The 2889-nt window shown below is 71.7% G+C and carries 2 protein-coding genes; both read right to left on the bottom strand.

All coding sequences use genetic code 11. The features are described from left to right. A partial coding sequence (locus tag AC1D12_RS29865) for an ABC transporter permease (protein WP_477844848.1) occupies nt 1-2216 on the bottom strand: 2216 nt, incomplete at its 3' end. 4 nt (nt 2217-2220) lie between these two features. Next, nucleotides 2221-2889, bottom strand: a 669-nt coding sequence (locus AC1D12_RS29860) for an ABC transporter ATP-binding protein (RefSeq protein ID WP_477844846.1), incomplete at its 5' end; no start/stop codon positions are given.

The raw sequence follows: 2889 nt of genomic DNA, 5'->3' as shown, positions 1-2889 counted from the left end.
GACTTCAGCAGCTCGACCACGCCGTGCGTGATCGACCAACCCATCAGCATCCCGATCGGCAGCGCGACCGCGATCACGATCGCCAGCTCGCCCAGCAGCAGCCCCGACACCTCGGCGCGCGTGAAGCCCAGCACCCGCAGGCTCGCGAGCTCCCAGGCACGCTCCGACAGCGCGATGCGCGCGTTGTTGTAGACCACGCCGACCGCGATCACGCTCGCGAACACCGTCAGGATCGTGCTCATGATGCGCACGTTGCGCGCGCTGATCTGCTGCAGGTTGCGCAGCATCGTCGACTTGCTCCACGCGCCGGCCACCGCCGGCAGCGCCTTCGTCGCCTCGAGCGCCGCATCCTCGCTGCCGCGCTCGAGCGCCATCATGAAGCCGGTCGACAGGTCGCCGTCGCCGAGCGCCCGGTTCAGCGACGGCCGGTCCATGTAGGCGTTCAGCCCCATCATCTCGCGCACCGTCGCGCCCACCACCAGCTCGAGCGTGCGCTCGCGGCCTTCCAGCACCTCCACGCGAACCCGGTCGCCCACGCGCAGCGCGAGCTTGTCGGCCAGCCGGTCGGTCAGCACCAGCCCGCGGCCGTCGAGCACCGTCTCGCGGCCATCCGCATCGATCGCGCGGAACAGCTGCCCGCGCGGCGCGTAGCCGCGGATCAGGCTGCGCTCGCGGCGGTGCCCGTTGATGAAGTTCACCGCGACGAAGCGCGTCGACTCCACGTCGCGCACGCCCGGCAGGTGCATCAGCTCGCGGCGCGCACCGTCGCCCACCGCCTCGGCCGCCCACACGGTGATGTCGGTGCGCATGCTCAGGTTGAACTGGCTGTCGACGATCACGTCGATCGCGTCGCGGAAGAAGTTGCCCAGCACGACGATCGCGACCGCCGCCGCGACGCCGGCGACCGACAGCCCGCTGCGCAAYGGCCGCCGCTCGATGTTGCGCACGATCATGCGCAGCGCCGGGTTCATGCCGCGCACGCCCAGGCGCTCGAGCAGCGTGCGGCGGTAGTGGCCGGGCGCCGGCGGGCGCATCGCTTCGGCGGGCGCCAGCCGCACCGTGGCGGCGATCGCGTTCAGCGTTCCGGCCACCGCCGTCGCCACCGTGATGCCGATGCTCACCACCAGCAGCCACGGCGCGATCACGTGCTCGAAGCTCGGGAAGCGGAACAGCTCGGCGTACAGCCCGGTCAGCAGCGTGCCGAGCACCTTGCCCAGCAGCACGCCGAGCACCAGCCCGGCCAGCACGATCGCCATCACCAGCTTCAGGTAGTGCAGCCCGATCGCGCGGTTCGGGTAGCCGAGCGCCTTCAGCGCCGCCACCTGCTCGCGCTGCGTCGACACCAGCCGCGTCACGACCACGTTGAGCAGGAACGCGGCGACGCCGAGGAAGATCGCCGGCAGGATGGTGCCGAGCACGCGCTGCTCCTTGATCTCGTTGTCGAGCATCAGGTGCGAGGGCTGCTCGTCGCGGCCGTTGGCCTGGCGGCCGCCGTAGGGCGAGAGCCGGCGCGACAGCCCGTCGATCACCGCCTCTTCCGATGCCCCCGGCGCGAGCCGCACCGCGACGCGGTTGAAAGCGCCGCGCATGTCGTAGGCGGCGGCCAGCGTCTCGCGTTCGATCCAGAAGATGCCGAAGCCGCGCGTGTCGGGCATGCCCCACAGGCCGGCGAAGATGTACTCCGGCGACAGCGCGGTGCCCACCATCACGATCGTGCGGCGGCGGCCGTTCAGCTGCACCTGCAACTCCGATCCCGGCACCAGGCCGCGCGACTGCGCGAAGCCCTCGGAGACCAGCGCCTCGATGCGCTCGTCGCCCGCGGCCACCGCCGCCGGTGCGCGGCCGCTGCTGACGAGCACGCGGTTCATCGCGTCGCCGGCGCGCCGCGGCAGGCCGATCAGCTGTCCGAGCACCGGGTCGGCCGAGCCGGGCACCTCGACGCGCGCCATTTCCTCCAGCGTGGTCTGCACCTGCGCGACGCCGTCGATGCGGCTGAGTGCATCGACCGCTGCGTCGGGCGCGCGCTTGACGGTGGCGAACACGTCGGCGAAGCGGCCCTGCGCATAGAACCGGTCGCGCGCCAGCGCCAGCGAGTCGACGGCCGACAGGCTGGTGATGAAGCCGCCGATGCCGCTGGCCACCACCAGCGCGATCGTCAGCGCCTGGCTCCACATCAGGCGCAGGTCGCGCAGCAGCTTGCGGTCGAGGGCCTTCATCGCGTCACCACGTCAGCTCGGACGGCTGCAGCTTGTGCGCGTTGGCTTGCACCCGCAGGATGCGGCCGTCGCCCAGCGTGACGACGCGGTCGGCCATGCCGGCGATCGCCGCGTTGTGCGTGATCACGATGGCGGTGGTGCCGAGTTCGGCGTTGATGCGCGCGATGACCTCCAGCACCAGCTTGCCGGTCTGGTAGTCGAGCGCACCGGTCGGCTCGTCGCACAGCAGCACGTCGGGACGCTTGACGATCGCGCGCGCGATCGCCACGCGCTGCTGCTCGCCGCCGGAGAGCTGGGCCGGGAAGTGATCGCGCCGTGGCGTGAGCCCGACGCGCGCGATCGCGTCGTCCACCGGCATCGGGTCGCGCGCGATGTCGGTGACGAGCGCGACGTTCTCGCGCACCGTCAGGCTCGGGATCAGGTTGTAGAACTGGAACACGAAGCCGACGTGCTCGCGCCGGTAGCGGGTCAGCGCCGCATCGTCGGCGGCGCTCAGTTCCTCGTCGCCGAACCAGAGCCGGCCGGTGCTCGCGACGTCGAGCCCGCCGAGGATGTTCAGCAGCGTCGACTTGCCGCTGCCCGACGGCCCGAGCAGCACGATGAACTCGCCGCGCCGCACCTGCAGGTCGACCGCGCGCAGCGCCTCGACGCGCACCTCGTCGCTGCCGTAGGT

The organism is Rhizobacter sp. P1_G5, from assembly GCF_056405435.1.
This window is presented reverse-complemented; position numbering and strand designations above follow the sequence as displayed.